General features: G+C 71.1%; 15 protein-coding genes and 1 tRNA gene. 11 read left to right on the top strand and 5 right to left on the bottom strand.

Going from position 1 to position 13,973, the window contains the following annotated elements; genetic code table 11:
* Nucleotides 1–52 precede the first annotated feature (52 nt).
* Complete coding sequence (htpX, locus tag ACFYOS_RS02175; RefSeq protein ID WP_387135028.1) at nucleotides 53–931, top strand: zinc metalloprotease HtpX; 879 nt, start codon at nucleotides 53–55, stop codon at nucleotides 929–931.
* A 51-nt stretch (nucleotides 932–982) separates the two neighbouring features.
* Here htpX and ACFYOS_RS02170 read toward each other — a convergent pair whose 3' ends face one another.
* Nucleotides 983–2,179: an MFS transporter gene (locus tag ACFYOS_RS02170; protein ID WP_387135026.1), complete on the bottom strand. Its 1,197-nt coding sequence runs from the start codon at nucleotides 2,177–2,179 to the stop codon at nucleotides 983–985.
* Nucleotides 2,179–3,021: a DUF6065 family protein gene (locus ACFYOS_RS02165; protein WP_387135024.1), complete on the bottom strand. Its 843-nt coding sequence runs from the start codon at nucleotides 3,019–3,021 to the stop codon at nucleotides 2,179–2,181. The genes ACFYOS_RS02170 and ACFYOS_RS02165 overlap by 1 nt, the downstream gene beginning before the upstream one ends.
* Nucleotides 3,022–3,217: 196 nt before the next feature.
* On the opposite strand from ACFYOS_RS02165, the gene ACFYOS_RS02160 reads away from it, so the two are divergent.
* The gene (locus tag ACFYOS_RS02160) at nucleotides 3,218–4,477 is read left to right on the top strand and encodes an MFS transporter (protein ID WP_387135022.1); all 1,260 of its coding nucleotides are present in this window, start codon (nucleotides 3,218–3,220) and stop codon (nucleotides 4,475–4,477) included.
* 436 nt (nucleotides 4,478–4,913) lie between these two features.
* On the opposite strand, the gene ACFYOS_RS02155 is transcribed toward ACFYOS_RS02160, so the two are convergent.
* Nucleotides 4,914–5,408 carry a YajQ family cyclic di-GMP-binding protein gene (locus ACFYOS_RS02155; protein WP_387135019.1) on the bottom strand — a complete coding sequence of 165 codons (495 nt, stop codon included), beginning with the start codon at nucleotides 5,406–5,408 and terminating at the stop codon, nucleotides 4,914–4,916.
* 147 nt (nucleotides 5,409–5,555) lie between these two features.
* Between ACFYOS_RS02155 and ACFYOS_RS02150 the strand changes: the two genes are divergently transcribed.
* Nucleotides 5,556–5,639, top strand: a tRNA-Tyr gene (locus ACFYOS_RS02150).
* A gap of 210 nt (nucleotides 5,640–5,849) precedes the next feature.
* Complete coding sequence (locus ACFYOS_RS02145) at nucleotides 5,850–6,503, top strand: class I SAM-dependent methyltransferase (RefSeq protein WP_387135017.1); 654 nt, start codon at nucleotides 5,850–5,852, stop codon at nucleotides 6,501–6,503.
* 93 nt (nucleotides 6,504–6,596) lie between these two features.
* Here the strand turns inward: ACFYOS_RS02145 and ACFYOS_RS02140 are convergent, their stop codons facing one another.
* Complete coding sequence (locus ACFYOS_RS02140; protein ID WP_387135014.1) at nucleotides 6,597–7,415, bottom strand: LysR family transcriptional regulator; 819 nt, start codon at nucleotides 7,413–7,415, stop codon at nucleotides 6,597–6,599.
* Nucleotides 7,416–7,547: 132 nt separating this feature from the next.
* Here ACFYOS_RS02140 and ACFYOS_RS02135 point away from each other — a divergent pair, with 132 nt between their 5' ends.
* Nucleotides 7,548–8,756 carry an MFS transporter gene (locus ACFYOS_RS02135; protein ID WP_387135012.1) on the top strand — a complete coding sequence of 403 codons (1,209 nt, stop codon included), beginning with the start codon at nucleotides 7,548–7,550 and terminating at the stop codon, nucleotides 8,754–8,756.
* A 42-nt stretch (nucleotides 8,757–8,798) separates the two neighbouring features.
* On the opposite strand, the gene ACFYOS_RS02130 is transcribed toward ACFYOS_RS02135, so the two are convergent.
* Nucleotides 8,799–9,440, bottom strand: coding sequence for a DUF3152 domain-containing protein (locus tag ACFYOS_RS02130; protein WP_387135010.1), 642 nt, complete (start codon nucleotides 9,438–9,440; stop codon nucleotides 8,799–8,801).
* Nucleotides 9,441–9,745: 305 nt separating this feature from the next.
* Between ACFYOS_RS02130 and ACFYOS_RS02125 the strand changes: the two genes are divergently transcribed.
* The 6 genes from ACFYOS_RS02125 to ACFYOS_RS02100 all read left to right on the top strand — a co-directional run bounded on the left by ACFYOS_RS02125 (nucleotide 9,746) and on the right by ACFYOS_RS02100 (nucleotide 13,964).
* Nucleotides 9,746–10,243 carry a SigE family RNA polymerase sigma factor gene (locus ACFYOS_RS02125; protein ID WP_387135008.1) on the top strand — a complete coding sequence of 166 codons (498 nt, stop codon included), beginning with the start codon at nucleotides 9,746–9,748 and terminating at the stop codon, nucleotides 10,241–10,243.
* A complete protein-coding gene (locus tag ACFYOS_RS02120) occupies nucleotides 10,240–10,962 on the top strand; it encodes a hypothetical protein (RefSeq protein ID WP_387135006.1) in 723 nt (240 codons plus the stop codon). The genes ACFYOS_RS02125 and ACFYOS_RS02120 overlap by 4 nt, the downstream gene beginning before the upstream one ends.
* A gap of 161 nt (nucleotides 10,963–11,123) precedes the next feature.
* On the top strand, nucleotides 11,124–12,293 hold the full coding sequence (locus ACFYOS_RS02115; protein ID WP_387135004.1) for a low temperature requirement protein A: 1,170 nt from the start codon (nucleotides 11,124–11,126) through the stop codon (nucleotides 12,291–12,293).
* A gap of 206 nt (nucleotides 12,294–12,499) precedes the next feature.
* The gene (locus ACFYOS_RS02110) at nucleotides 12,500–12,841 is read left to right on the top strand and encodes an ArsR/SmtB family transcription factor (RefSeq protein WP_387135002.1); all 342 of its coding nucleotides are present in this window, start codon (nucleotides 12,500–12,502) and stop codon (nucleotides 12,839–12,841) included.
* Nucleotide 12,842: 1 nt separating this feature from the next.
* Nucleotides 12,843–13,310, top strand: a complete 468-nt coding sequence (locus tag ACFYOS_RS02105) for an SRPBCC family protein (RefSeq protein WP_387135000.1) — start codon at nucleotides 12,843–12,845, stop codon at nucleotides 13,308–13,310.
* 522 nt (nucleotides 13,311–13,832) lie between these two features.
* Complete coding sequence (locus ACFYOS_RS02100) at nucleotides 13,833–13,964, top strand: hypothetical protein (protein ID WP_387134997.1); 132 nt, start codon at nucleotides 13,833–13,835, stop codon at nucleotides 13,962–13,964.
* Nucleotides 13,965–13,973: the final 9 nt, after the last annotated feature.

Raw genomic sequence — 13,973 nt, 5'->3', positions numbered from 1 at the left:
TGTTGAACCGGTCAGCGGGTCCCGCGCGGGCCCGCGCACCGAAGGAGCGATCGTGCATCACAACCGTCTGAAGACCGCAGCGCTGCTCGGCCTGTTGACCTCGCTGATCCTCGCGGTCGGCTACTGGTTCGGCGGAAGTGGCGGCCTCGTCATCGCCGTCGTCGTCTCGTTGCTGATGAACGGCGTGACCTACTTCTACTCCGACAAGCTCGCGCTGCGCTCGATGGGCGCGCAACCGGTCAGCGAGGCACAGTTCCCCGAGCTGTACCGGATGGTGCGGGAGCTCTCCACCCAGGCGGGCCAGCCGATGCCCCGCCTATACGTCAGCCCCACGTCGCAGCCCAACGCGTTCGCCACGGGACGTAACCCGCAGCACGCGGCGGTCTGCGTCACCCAGGGCATCGTCGAGGTCCTCGACTACCGCGAGCTGCGCGGCGTGATCGGACACGAGCTGTCGCACGTCTACAACCGGGACATCCTCATCTCCAGCGTGGCGGCCGGCCTGGCCGGCATCATCACCACGCTGGCCAACCTTGCCTGGTTCATCCCGCTGGGCTCCTCCGACGACGAGGACGGCCCGAACCCGGCGGTGCTACTGCTCACCCTGATCCTCGGCCCGATCGCGGCGACGGTGATCCAGCTGGCGATCAGCCGGAGCCGCGAGTACCAGGCCGACCAGTCCGGCGCCGAGCTGAGCCGGGACCCGCTGGCGCTGGCCAGCGCCCTGCGGAAGATCCACATGGGGACGCAGACGCGTCCGCTGCCCCCGCAGGGCCAGCTCACCAGCACCGCGCACCTGATGATCGACAACCCGTTCAAGCGAGGTGGCGCCATCGCCGCGATGTTCTCCACCCACCCGCCGATGGAGCAGCGGGTGGCCCGGCTGGAGCAGATGGCCCGCAACTCCGGGCCGGTGCAGTTCCAGCGCTGACCCGACCGACCACGCCGCCCGCGTCCGACGCCGGACGCGGGCGGACGTGTCTCAGGAAGTGGCCTCGGGCAACTGGTCCGGCCGGGTGAACAGCACGGCGACGAGCAGCACCACCCCCGCGGCCAGGTACGCGGTGGCCGGACCGAACAGCTCGGCCGTGCTGCCGAGCACGAAGATCCCGCAGCCGGAGACGACGATGTTCCCGGCCACGATGGTCGCCTCGACCTGCCCCATCCGCTCCTTGGGTGCCAGCCGGGCGAAGGTCGCCTGTGCCCCGATCAGCCAGCCACCACCCGCGCCGATCAGCGCGTTCGCCCCCGCCAGCGCCCAGGCGGGGGCGTCGACCGCGACCAGCGCCCCGGCCAGCAGCAGCGCCCCGCCCAACGTGGCGGCGGCGGCCACCTGACCGGCCACCCGGGCCAGCCAGGCCCGCCGCCCCGCCACCAGCACGAAGACCGCGCCGCCGAGCGCCGAGGCGGCCAGCACGACCGGACGCCAGGCGCCACCGGACAGGTTCGGGGCGAGCGTCTCCGGCAACGCCCCGGAGAGCACCGTGCCGAGGGTGAGCAGGGCGACGCCGCGCAGCACCGGGTGGCCGGCGATGGTGCGCACGCCCGCGGTGGCCGGCGGCCGGGCCTTGCGGCGCTCCCCCCGGCCGCCGGGGAGCCCGGCCAGGACGACAGCGGCGAGCAGGAACGACACCAGGTCGACCAGGAGCGCCACCCGGGGGCCGAGCGCCACGGTCACGCTGGCCCCGGCGAGCAGGCCGGTCACCTGCCCGAGCTGGTTCGCGAAGGCGGAGAGGCCGAACAGCGGCAGTCGCAGCGGGGTGTCCACCGCCTCGGCGGCGATCGCCACGTTGACGCTGGAGTACGCGGCCCGGATCGCGCCCAGCAGGCCGGCCGCGACGATCGCCGGCACCAGCCGGGGGACCGCGGTCGGAATCGCGATCAGCACCGCACCGGCCAGCGACAGCCCGACCAGCATGGTGCGCCGGGCCGGAACGTCCAGCCAGCCGCTGAACACGGTGGCGACCAGCAGGGCGGGCAGCGTCCGGGCGGCGTACACGGTGGCCGGGCCGAGCACCGACTGCGTCTGGTCGTACGCGAGCAGCAGCAGGGCGGCCAGCCCGACGAAGTCGCCCAGTTCGGAGATCCCGCGGGCGACAACCAGCCGGGAGGCGACCGGATGGCGGAACAGGGCTCGGTAGCCGGGCGGTGGCGCGAGCCGTTCGTCGGCGTCGGTCATCAGTTCGGCTGGTCCGCTTCCTCAACGCCGATCGGCTGGTAGTTGGCGTGCTCACGCAGCCGGCGGGCCTGCTCCCGCCGGTAGCTGCTGCGGATCTCCGGGTCCTGTCGGCGGCGGCGCAACGCCACGAAGTCCCCCCACACGTCGTCCGGCCACTCGGCGAGGCCCTGCCCGGTCACCAGCTCGGCCTTGCGCGCCGCCTCCAGCGTGGAGCGGTGCACCGGTTGCAGGCACATCAGCGGGAGGTCGCGGTAGAGGCGTACCACCCGGCCGGGCTCGGTGAGCCGCATGATGGTCGGCAGGAGCGAGGTGTACCAGTCGGTCTCGACCACGCCCTCGTAGATCTGCAGCCCGGCCTGGGCGGGCCAGTTCGGCACGCCGCGGGCCAGCAGGCACCAGCCCGGCGAAGTGCGGGCCACCACGCCGGTGACCAGCTCGATCATGTTCGCCGCCCGTGGGTCGGCGTTGATGAACGGAATCTCCCCGCCGTACCGGTCGAAGATGTCCAGGTCGTCCCGGAACCGGTCGGGTGCCTTCGCGAGCTGGGCGGCGGCGTCGGGCAGCTTGCCGTCGTACCCGCCGGCCAGCGAACGCCAGCGGACCGGCTCGTTCTCCTCCAGCAGGCTCCACTCGGTCTCCTGCCCGTCCCAGCGCAGCGCGAAGTCGGCGGGCGGGTGAACGTACCAGCCGAGACCGGACCCGGCGGCGACCGGCGGGCACTGCTGCACAGCCCGGGCCGGGAGCGACCCGCGCAGGCTCGGGGAGGCGGCCTCGGTGGGGCGGGCGTCGGCGTACAGCGAGTAGATCTCCACCCGCAGCGGTTCGATGGTGGTGCCGGTCATCGGACCTCCGTGCGGCGTTGGGCGGAGTCTGCGGGGGTATGGACCTAGTTCGATCAGCAACCTACCGCGTCCCGGCCGGCGAGGCAGCCCCGCCCCGGGCCACCGGTGTGAGCGAGTCGACCATCCCCACGGCGACCTGCGGCGTTAGGGTCGGAAGGGATTCCGCTCGTTACCTGTCCGCACCGGAGGTGCACCCTTGGCCGCGCTGCGCCACTACCTGGGCGTCTGGCGGATCCCCGGCGCCCCGATGCTGCTGATCCTCGGCATCATCGGTCGGCTCGGGATCGGCATGACCTCGCTGGCGCTGCTGCTCGTGGTCGAGGAGGTGACCGACCGGTACTCCCTCGCCGCGGTGGCCGGCGGCGTCTACGCCCTCTCCGGCGCCGCGCTCAGCCCGGTGGCCGGCCGGATCGCCGACCGGGTCGGCCCCACGCCGGTGCTGCTCACCACCGCCGTCGCCCATCCGCTCGCGCTCTTCGGCCTGCTCTGGGCCAGCCGCTCCGGCACCGGCAGCCTGGCCCTGATCTACCTGGCCGCCGCCGCGGCCGGGGCCACCTACCCGCCGCTCACCGCCGCCATCCGAGGTGCGTGGAACGACCTCACCGCCCCGACCACCGGCCGGGCCCACCTGCGCAACACCGCACTCGCCGCGGAGACCTCGCTCTTCGAGATCGTCTTCGTGCTCGGCCCGCTGCTGGTGGCCGCCTTCGTGCTGATCTCCGACGCCGCCGCGGCGCTGGTCGGCGCCGCCGTGGTCACCCTGGTCGGGACCACCGCCGTCGCGCTCGGGCAGGTGATGCGGAGCTGGCGGCCGCACCCCCGGGAACACCACGCCCGAGGGCTCGGCCCGCTGCGGGTCGGCGGCTTCCCGGCCCTGCTGCTCTGCGTGGCCATGCTCGGCATCGCGTTCGGCGCGGCCGGCGTCATCGTCCCGGCCTTCGCCGGGGACGCCACCGCCGACGACCCGGAGAGCCTCGCCGGCCTGCTGCTCGCCGTCTGGGGCATCGGCAGCGCCGCCGGCGGCTTCTGGTTCGGCGTACGTAAGCCCGCCGCCAACATGACCCGTCAGTTCGCCTGGCTGCTCGGCGCGGTCGCGGCCAGCTTCGCCGTCTTCGCGGTGATGCCCACCCCGCTGGCCCTCGGCGTCGCCCTGGTGCTCGGCGGGGCCACCATCGCCCCCGCGCTGACCCTGGAGAACACCCTGGTCGGCCGGATCGCCCCGGCGGGCATGCTGAACGAGGCGTACACCTGGGTGGTCACCATGTCGGTGGCGGCGAGCGCTGCCGGCGGCGCGGTGGCCGGGCTGATCGTCGACCACGCCGGCGGCGTGCCGTGGGCCTTCCTCTTCGCCGGGGCGGCGGTCGCTGTCGGGGCCGCGGTCGCCGCGCTGCCCGCCGGCCCCATCGCCCGCGCCGAGGCCGTGGCGGTACGCGCCGAGCAGCCGGTCGCCGTCTGACGGCTCAGCGTCACCGGCGGATCAATGCCGTCCTGACGGGTACCCGCAGGGATGTTCGTCTTCTTCTCGAACCGGATCGGCTGTCTCGGCTCGATCCTGGTCAGCGCGATCGTGACCGTGATCCTGCTGCTGGTCTTCGCCCGCTGAGCCCGGACCGCCCGTTGCCCCAACCTTCACCGACGGCAACGCCGACATCGGCCGGCATTGAGAAGAACACGTGCCCGATGGTTCTCCGCGCTGGGCGGGCTGTTGCTCAGTGCCGGCCTGCTCACCGGATGCGGAAAGCCGGCGACGGCCTGCCGCACCTGACCGAAGCGGGCGAGGCCGTCGCCAGGCCGTCCGGCGCCGCACAGGGCTACCCACGACGACCCGTGGCGACGGCTCCGCCCAGGCTGTGCGGCGTCACCGCGCTGCGACCAGCGACCGGCGGACGCTCCTACCGGTAGTTGGTGAACTGCAGGGCGACGCCGAAGTCCTCGCCCTTGAGCAACGCGATGACGGCCTGGAGGTCGTCCTTCTTCTTGCCGGTGACCCGGAGCTGGTCGCCCTGGATCTGCGCCTGGACGCCCTTCGGGCCCTCGTCGCGGATCTTCTTGCTGATCGCCTTGGCCTTGTCCGAGTCGATGCCCTGGATCACCTTGGTGTCGATCTTGAAGACCTTGCCGGAGGAGCGCGGATCGCCGGCGTCCAGCGACTTGAGGGAGATGTTCCGCTTGACCAGCTTCTCCTTGAAGACCTCCAGGGCGGCCCGGACGCGCTCCTCGGTCTCCGCCTGGAGGCTGATCGCCTCCTCGCCCGACCAGGAGATCTCCGCGCCCGTCCCGCGGAAGTCGAACCGCGTCGCGAGCTCCTTCTCCGCTTGGCGGAGGGCGTTGTCGACCTCCTGCCGGTCGACCTTGCTCACGATGTCGAACGACGGGTTCGCTGCCATGATCATGCTCCTGCTGTCCGGCGGTCTGTCCTGTTCCATCCCCCGCTGACCAGCGTGGGACCCCCTGACGGTACCCGGTTGTGACGGCACCGGGGGCAACCGCTATTCTTGCTTCCGCCGCCGCGTTACGACGCGGTGGTGCGCCCTGGCGGGTTGCCCGAGCGGCCAATGGGAGCGGACTGTAAATCCGTCGCGAAAGCTACAGAGGTTCGAATCCTCTACCCGCCACCAGGGAACGGCAAGGCCCTTGACCTACGGAAACGTCGGTTGGGGGCCTTCTTCGTCTGCTACTCGTGATGACCGCTGTTGCCCTTGGTCATCCGTCTGATCGGGCACGTATCGGGCACGCTCGGAGGCTAGGGTGGGCGACCGACACGGTGAGGCCCTTCGCGCCGACTCCAAGCCACGGGTCCAGGGCTTTCCGGAGGCGAGGAGGCGTCCGTGCACGACAGCGAGCTGACCCACCGGTTGTCTTCCCCGGCCACCGCCGAGAGCGATCCGGCCGGCTGGTTCGAGCGGCTCTACGCCGACGCCGAGCGGGGCGAGTCGGTCGTCCCGTGGGACCTCGACCGGGCGCATTCCCTGCTCAGCGAGTGGACCGACCGGACCCGGCCGGACGGATCCGGTCGGCGCGCCCTGGTCGTCGGGTGCGGCTTCGGCCGCGACGCCGAACATCTGGCCCGCCTCGGCTTCGCCACCGTCGCCTTCGACATCTCTCCCACGGCGGTACGGGCGGCCCGCCGTCGCCACCCGGACTCCCCGGTCCGGTACGAGACCGCCGACCTGCTCGACCCGCCGCACGACTGGCTGGGCGGGTTCGATTTCGTCCTGGAGAGCATGAACGTGCAGGCACTGCCGGCTGAGCTGCGGCAGCGGGCGATCCCGGCGGTCGGCCGGCTGGTCGCGCCGGGCGGGACGCTGCTGGTGATCGCGGCCGGCCGGCGGGACGACGAGGTCGTCGAGGGCCCGCCCTGGCCGCTGGCCCGAACCGAGGTCGACGCCTTCGCGGCCGGCCCGCTGACCCCGGCCCGGGTCGAGGAGATCGTCGCCCTTGACGGTGGGATCCGCTGGCGCGCGGAGTTCCGCCGCTCCTGAGGTTGGCAACGCCGGGCCTGAGGGTGGCGAACGGGGGGGCACGCGACTCGCGGTGGGTTGGACGGAAACCGGCGCGCTGACCAGCCGCGAAGCTCAGATCATGCGTCGTAGCGCGGTCTCCACGGCATCGATCAGCGGATCACCTTCGGTCCGTGGGTGCCGGGTGAGACCGAGTTCGACGTCCGGCAGGGTGGGCAGGGCGTCCGCGTCGTGGCAGGCCATGGCCGGTTCGAGGTTCGCGGGCATGAGCGCCGCGACGCCGAGCCCGGCCCGTACCGCGGCGAGCACACCGACCAGGCTGTTGCTTTCGAACGCCACCCGCCAGCGCCGATCGGCACGTTCGAGGGTTTCCAGTACTGACGTACGCCAGAAGCATGGGTTCGAGAACAGCACCACCGGCAGCGGATCGGCAGCCACGTCCACACCGTGGCCGATCGCCCAGACCAGCGGGCGGCGCACCGTCCAGCGCGGCGGCCCGGGAACGTACGGCACCTCGTCGAGCACGAGTTGGACGCGGCCCGCGTCGTAGGCCTCCCGCATTGCGGCATTGGAGAAGGTGAGCACCTCCAGCGTGGCGCCGGGGTGCAGCCGGGCGAGGTCGGCGAGGGCCTGTGGAAGCTGGGACGCGGCGAGGTCTTCGAGCAACCCGACGCCGCAGCGGCCGGTAAGCGCGCGCCCGGTTTCGGTGAGTGCCTGTGCGGAGAGCGAGAGAATGCGTTCGGCGTACGGCAGGAGTTCCTCACCCGCCCGGGTCGGCGAGACGCCAGACGGCGACCGGTAAAGCAGCGGACGGCCGACGGCCCTCTCGAGCTTGCGCAACTGCTGGCTGAGCGCGGGCTGGGTATGTCCGAGCGCGGTCGCGGCGCGGCTGATGCTGCCCGTCCGCACGGCGGTGACGAACGACCGCAGCAACGCCGTCTCAAGATCTCTGGCCATAAGCATTCATTATGGCAGGTCCAAGAAGTTGACCACTTCCTACGATCTGACGGGAGATCTAGCGTCACGCAGGTGACCAGATACCGACAGGTACTCGCCGTGCCAGGGATGGCATCGCTGCTGGGCGTCTCGCTGCTCGCCCGTGCCGCGATCACGGCTGACGTGATGGCGCTGACGATGTATGTCGTGCTGGGTCTGGACATGAGCTACGCGGCAGCGGGTGGTGTCGCAGCGGCTCTGACCGCCGGGGTGGCACTGGGCGGGCCGCTGCTTGGCCGCATGATCGACTGGCGGGGCCTACGTCCCGTACTGCTGGCAACTGTCGTACTGCAGGTCTTGTTCTGGCTGAGCGTGCCAATCCTGCCGTACGGGATCCTGCTGGGCGCCGCCTTCGCGGCGGGTCTGCTGATGGTGCCGGCCCAGCCGGTGACCAGGCAGGCGATCGCCGCGATGACGACGGCGGGACAGCGCCGGGCCGCGTTCGCCCTGGAATCGGTGCAGGGGGAACTGTCGTACATCGTGGGCCCGGCTGTAGTGATCCTGTGTGCGGCGAAGATGTCCCCCGATGTGGTGGCGTGGGGGGTCGGCGCCGCGATCGCGGCTGGCGGAGCCGGGATCGCCTTGCTCAACCCGCCGCTGCGTGCCGAGGACGAGGCGGATGCCGGCGCGGCCGGACGGCCCCCGCGCCGGGAGTGGCTGGGCACCGGCATGATTGCCATACTGACGATGGCGTTCGGTGCCACGACGCTGCTCAGCGGCGTCGACCTCGCCATCGTCGCCACGCTCAAAGAAGTAGGTCAGGTGTCCTGGGCCGCCGTGGTCGTAGCCGTGTTCGGCGTGGCCTCCGTCGCCGGCGGGCTGATTTATGGCGCGCAGTCCCGGCCGCTGCCCACGTGGCTGCTGCTCGGCTTGCTCGGACTCGTGACGATTCCCGCCGGGCTTGCCCACGACTGGCCCTGGTTGTGCGTGGCCGTTGTCGGCGCCGGGCTTCTCACCGCGCCGACCCTTTCCACGGTGGCTGACGCGGTGAGCCGGCTGGCGCCGGCCAGCGTGCGGGGTGAGGCGACAGGTCTTCAATCCTCGGCCCTGAGCGCGGGTTTCGCGCTCGGATCCCCGATCGTCGGGCTGGCGATCGACGTCTCCGTGCCAGCGGGCGGCTTCGCGGCGGCCGGGCTGGCCGGCCTCGCCGCCGCGCTGGCTGGATGCCTGCTGTCCCGCCGCTCGCCCGCCCGAACGCGGTCTCCGCTCAGCGATCTCGGCCGCGCCGGGGCACCGGACCTTGAGCCGTCCGGGGCCGGCGCCCGGCCTGGCGCATGAGGTACGGCCGGTGCCTACGGCCGCGCCGCTCCGGTGACGAGTTCAGCCCAGCCGGCCGCGCTCGCGGGGCGGGACGGGGTCGTCGTAGGCACCCGGCGGACCCGTGTACCGCTCACCGTCGAGGGACGGCATGGCGTTCGCGGTGCAGCCGTGCAGGCCCAGCGTCTGCTGCTGCATGACGGGGGCGGGTCGCCCTCGCCCGGGGCACCGCTCGTGACCGTGACCGAGACGGTGCCCGACTTCATGGTTGATCATGTACTGGCGGTAGGTGGTGAGGCTGGCCCCGTAGCCCGGCACGCCCTTCACCCAACGGGCCACATTCAGTACCACCCGGTCGCCGTTGCGGCAGGACGTGTAGCCGTCCCGCCGGTCCTGGCACAACTCGTCGCGGGTGCCGGGCGTGACCAGGTAGATGGTGAAGTCGGCCGGCTGCCCCCAGGCGACCCGGCGTAGCCGCAGCCGCCCATCCGCGGTCCACCCCCGGGCGTCGTTCAAGGTCCTGGTGACCTCCGCCGCGAACTCGGACACGGGGAGGTTCTGGATGTCGCGCTCGACCGCCACGCGGTAGCGCAGCAGTCTTCCCGGACCCGGCGGGGCCGGCACCTCGGCGGTGGCGAAACGCCACCGGTTGCCGCCGTCGGCGGGATAGCTGACCGGGGTGGCCGGTCGCGACGCCGTGCGCATCGGCGGCGGCACCGCCGGCGCCGAAGTGGCGGGGCCGGCTGTCGGGGCGGCCGGGATCGCCGACCGTCCAGCTGCCGGTGCCGCACACCCGGACAGCAGCGCTACCAGCACCATCCCCGATATCGCGCCGACACCAACCGAGCCCGTAGTCTTTCCCGCCATGTGTCTCTCCTCGCTGCGCAGCGTTGGCTGGTGCTGCGCAGCGAGGAGGACGGGTGGACCCGCCGGAAAGTTGGTCTTGCGCCGGCTCAACCTTTCACCCGTCCCACTCGTCCTGTCCGGCGTGGGATGTGGGAAGGGCCGGCATGGCCCGGGGTGACGCGGACTTCGTGGAGTTCGCCCGGGCGGCTTCCGGCCGCCTGGTGCACGCCGCCTTTCTGATGACCGGTAACTACCACCAGGCCGAGGACGCGGCGCAGACCGCACTGGTCCGCACGTACGCGTCGTGGTCCCGGGTCCGTGACAACGACGCCTACGGGTACGCCCGCTCGGTGCTGGTCAACCATCTCATCGACGGCTGGCGGCGCCCGATCCGCGAGTACCCCAGCGAGGACCTCCCCGAGCAACGCCGTGGGGACGTCGCCGACGAGGTCACCACTCGTCGCTGGTTGCTCGCCATCCTCCGCACGCTCAGTCCCCGCGAGCGCGCCATCGTCGTACTGCGCTACTACTTCGACCTTCCGGAGACGCAGGTGGCCCGCGAGCTCGACGTATCGGTCGGAACGGTCAAGAGCACCAGCTCCCGTGCCCTGGAGAAGCTGCGCGGGTTCCGAGTGCCGGAGACGCAGGGGACGTGCCGATGAACGAGGTGGAGCAGTTCCGCCAGGCCATGCGGGCGACCGAACGTGCCGACGGGGAGGCCCTCGACCTGACCACCATCATGCGCGACGGCCGCCGGCTGCGCCGGCGCCGGCGACTCGCCGGCGCCGGCGCGGCGGTGCTGTCGGTGGCGGTCGTCCTCGGCGTGGCGGTCGGGTTGCAGCGGGCCGGCGCGCCGGAGGCGGAGCGACGGTCCGCTCCGGCCGTCATCGCACCCACCCGTCTCACGGCGACCCCCACCCGGCAAGCGCCGCGACCGAAGCCAATCGGCGACGTGGTGGCCAGCGGGCTTCGGTACGGCAGCGAGGAGCGGGTCTTCTACTTCGTCCCGGTCGATGTCCCCCGCCAACCCCACGTGACGATCGGGTTGATGGCCGGCCGCCGCGCCGCCGACGGGGAGCTGATCTCGGACTTCCTGGTCAACGACATCGAGGGCAGCGACCGCCGGCCGGGATTCCACGGGATCGGCTACGACAAGAGTGGAGGCATCCCACCGAAGACTCCGATGCCCACCTTCGGGTATTTCGTCGGACCCGCGAAGCGGATCGTCGGCACCGCCGACGGCCGGCAGGTCACCGCCCGGCTGGCGACGTGGAGCAGGGACCCGCAGGTGATGATCTTCTGGTTCGACCTGCGGCAGCTGGCTCCCGGGGTACCGCTGGACGGCATCGTCGCCCGCGACGCGCACGGCCGGAAGCTCTAGGCAGCCACACCTCTGAAACTCCGCCGAGTGTCGCTTCCCAAGATCGCATTAGGTCGTGGCGAGTGGCTTCCGTCGTTCCTGGCTCGTTTGTCCGCAGTGACGCAGTGATACGAGAGGAAGCGCCGTGCCTGTGTTGGGATTCTGCGCCGGGTTGATGACGGATGGGTGAGCCGGGCGGCGAGCGGCTCATGCGCGAGAAAGCCGACTGGCGGCGGGCGACCGTCCTGGAGCTGCTCTTCGATCTTGTATTCGTGTTCGCGCTCAATCAGGTCAGCTTGCGGCTGATCAAGGACTTCAGCACCGGGGACGAGCTCCTGATCGGTGAAGCTGCCCCGACCCTGCTGCTGTTCCTGGCGTTCTGGGTCCTGTGGTTGTCGACGGTCGCAATCACCAGCCGGCGAAGTCCGGACTCGCTGCTGGTCCAGATCGTGGTGTTCATGTCGATGGCCGGCGCCGTGGTGATGGCCGTCGTGGTACCGCAGGGGTTCGAGCAGCGGGCTCTCGTCTTCGCCGGCGCCTATGCGGCGGTTCGGATTGGCCGCCTGCTGCTCCTCCTGCTCTTCCGCCGGCTAGCGATCCCTCCCTCAACGGGGCTCTGGGTTGCCGCGAGCGGGGTGCTGTGGATCGTGGGCGCGCTGGTGCCCGACCAGGGTCTCCGCGCCGTGCTCTGGGCCCTCGCGCTGGCCATCGGCTACTTCGGGTTCACGGCCGGCTTTAAACGATTCACTGGCGCACCGATCGCGGGTGAGCACCTGGCCGACCGGCTGCAGCAGTTCTATCTGATCACGTTGGGTGAGGCGATCTTCGTGGCTGGCAAGGGCCTCAGCACCAGCGACTTAGGCACCCCGCACACGGCCGGGTTCGGGCTGGCGTTCGTCGCCATCGTGCTGCTCTGGCGGGTCTACTTCTACCGGGCCGGCGCTGTCCTGCCGGTGGCCATCACAGGTGCCCGGAACCCGGTCCGGCAGTCCGTGGCGGTAGCCGGGACTCACCTGCTCATGATCGCCGGTGTCTTCCTGGCCGGTGTTGGCTTCGAGCTGTACATCGTGGAGCCGCTCGGCCGGCCGGAACCGAACTGGCTCATCGCCATCCTCGGCGGGCCCGCGCTGTTCCTGGCGGGGCGGTCACTTCTCGAACTGCAGGTCTTCAGCCGAATCTCCCGATCGCGGCTAGCTGGCCTGCTCGTCCTGGGCCTCCTGATCCCGGCCACCTGGCACCTGCCGCCCCTGGCCGCCGGTGGTGGCGCCGCCGCGGTACTGGCCGGAATCGCCGGCTCGGACGCTTGGCGTGCCTGGGGCCGTGCCCCCGAGCTACCTGCCCCACGGATCTGACCCACCGGGGAAGGTGGTCCGCCGGGCTGATTGAACGCGGAACCGATACGACGACCAGCTCAACCGATCGGTGCCAGGGGCAACCGCCCGGGCAGGTCAGGCCTTGATCGTTGGGGCCCTCTCGGGAAGGGGTTGACACGAGGTGCGGCAGGAGGCATATTCAACCCATAGGTTAATCAACCTGTCGGTTGAGAAAGGCGGAGACAGTGGACCGGCTGAGCGAGGTGTTCAGCGCCCTCGCCGACCCCACCCGGCGGGCCATCCTGGCCCGGCTGGCGGAGGGCGAGGCGACGGTCAATCAGCTCGCCGAGCCGTTCCCGATCAGCCTCCAGGCCATCTCCAAGCACCTGAAGGTGCTGGAGCGGGCGGGGCTGATCACCCGCGGCAAGGAGGCGCAGTGGCGGCCGTGCCGCCTCGACGCGGGGCCGCTGCGCGAAGTGGCCGACTGGATCACCGGCTACCAGCGGTTCTGGGAACAGCGCTATGACCGGCTCGACGAGTACCTGAAACAGCTCCAGAAGGATGGAACGCAGCAGGAGGAGGAGTGAAATGAGCGACGACCTGACGGTGACCCTGCCGTCCGACCTGGAGATCAAGATGGTGCGCGTGTTCGACGCGCCGCGCGAGCTCGTCTTCGAGGCGCACGCGAAGAGCGAACACCTCAAGCACTGGTGGGGGCGGGGCAACCCGGTCGACTGCGAGATGGACTTCCGCCCGGGCGGCACCTACCGCTTCATCGAGCACGCGCCGGACGGCCAGCAGTACGCGTTCCGCGGCGAGTATCGGGAGATCCAGGTGCCGGAGCGGATCGTGCAGACCTTCGAGTTCGAGGGCATGCCCGGCCACGTGTGCGTGGAGACGCTGGAGCTGACCGAGGAAAGCGGCAAGACGACAGTCACCAGCGTCACCCGGTTCGACACGAAGGAAGAGCGCGACGGCATGGTCTCCTCCGGCATGGAGGGCGGCGCCCGCGAGTCGTACGACGCCCTGGCCGCGTACCTGGCCAAGCTCTCCTGAACCGGTCGGACTGTCTCACCCCCGGCGACCCGAAAAGTGGTCACGGCCCCTGAGCGGCAGGACTGCTGCTCAGGGGCCGCTGTCGTTCGCCGTCCGGCTCCGCCGGAAACCACCGTTCCCGACACCGTCGGCACGTGGTTCGAGTCCCGCCTACCTGAGAGATCTTCTCGACGGGCGGGTCCGGTCGGATCCGCGACCCGGGGTTGCCCAGCGGCCAGGGTGAGTTATGGTGGTCGATGCAACGACTCGCGGGGCGATGGACCGGGCCGCCCTGATGGTCGGATCCACGGTGGCATCACCGGATTTGGGCCGTTGGTGAGATTGAGCGATTCGTGGACAGGGTCAGCCGGGCCTGCCAAGCCGGCGATCTGACACGACGAGATGGTGAGGGCTGGGCCGAACGGCGGCACCTGACCGATACTCGGGCCACACGCGGTCTCCAGGCTTTGCTGCCCGTGCGCCGTGTGGCACGATCGTGGGAACCTCCGCCATCCTCGTGACAATTCCCCGACAGGAGCAATGATGTCTGGACGAAGGCTGGGCCGGCTGCTCGGCTCACTCCTCCTGCTCGCCGGCGTCCTGGTCGGTTCCGGCGTGCTCAACTCCGACGCGCAGATGTCCGACGTCATCTGGGGTGCCGGCATCTTCCGGTAAGCCACCGAC

Origin of the sequence: Micromonospora sp. NPDC005806 (assembly GCF_042871425.1) — a bacterium.
Classification (GTDB): domain Bacteria; phylum Actinomycetota; class Actinomycetes; order Mycobacteriales; family Micromonosporaceae; genus Micromonospora.
This window is presented reverse-complemented; position numbering and strand designations above follow the sequence as displayed.